The sequence below is a fragment of the Burkholderia sp. ABCPW 14 genome (assembly GCF_001523835.1).
GTDB classification, from domain to species: Bacteria; Pseudomonadota; Gammaproteobacteria; order Burkholderiales; family Burkholderiaceae; genus Burkholderia; species Burkholderia mayonis.
The window spans coordinates 1-1,119 of sequence record NZ_LOVS01000150.1 but is presented as its reverse complement, the minus strand read 5'-3'; the positions used below and the strand labels follow the sequence as shown (position 1 = coordinate 1,119).

The window sequence follows — 1,119 nt, the reverse complement described above, 5'->3', positions numbered from 1 at the left end:
TGAACTGCACCCCAAAAGTTGGACACCGATCCAACCTTTGGGGTGTTTTTCATGACGAAGTACAACGAGCAGTTCAGGCAGCGCATCGTAGACGAGTATCTTGCCGGCGGAATTGGCATCGAATCGCTGGCGCATCGGCACGAAGTGGGCCGTTCGGTCATACGGCGCTGGGTGGCGAGCTACGGGGAGCATGGCAGCGCGGGATTGCGCAAGAAGCACGTTTGCTACGACGCCGAGTTCAAGCTGTCGGTGCTGCGTCGCATGTGGCGAGACGAGTTGTCGTACGGCCGGGTGTCGGCCTTGTTCGACATTCGCGGCGCGGGCTGCGTGGCAGGCTGGGAGCGCCTGTATCATGAGGGCGGTATCGATGCACTGTCCCCTCGCCGACGAGGGCGCCCCCGAAAGATGGCCACTTCACTTCCCCCCAAACCCACTGAAACCGGTTCACCGGATGAACGCACGCGCGAGGAATTGCTCAAGGAAAACGAGTATCTGCGTGCGGAGGTGGCGTACCTAAAAAAGCTCGATGCGCTGCTGGCGAAAAAGCAGGCAGCGCAAAAGAAAAAACGCAAATAGTGCGTGAGCTCAGACAACACCATCCGGTAGCGGCACTTCTGAAGGCGGCCGGGTTGGCGCGCAGCACGTTCTATTATCAGCTCGGGACGCTGAACGCCGACGATCGCCACGCTGATCTCAAGGCGAAGATCCGGGCAGTGTTCGCGCATCACAAGGGGCGCTACGGCTATCGACGTGTCACGGCTGCGATTCGGCAAACCGGGCATCTGGTCAACCACAAGGCCGTGCAGCGAGTGATGCAGCAATTGCAGCTCAAGTCCGCACTACGTCCGAAGAAATACCGTTCCTGGCGAGGTGAGGTCGGCAAAGCCGCGCCCAACCTGCTGCAACGTCAGTTCAGTGCCACGCAAGCCAATCAGAAGTGGGTGACGGATGTGACGGAATTCAACGTCGGTGGCCAGAAGCTGTACCTGTCGCCGGTGATGGATCTGTACAACGGCGAGATCGTGGCCTACCAGATGGATCGACGCCCGAGCTTCGAACTGGTCAGCGGCATGCTGAAGAAGGCGCTGGCCAAACTCAGACGCAAGGACAAACCGCTAG

General features: G+C 59.6%; 1 pseudogene. It reads left to right on the top strand.

From position 1 onward, the window contains the following. Nucleotides 1-51: 51 nt before the first annotated feature. Nucleotides 52-1,119: pseudogene (locus WS62_RS34815) on the top strand (IS3 family transposase); the annotation flags it as partial.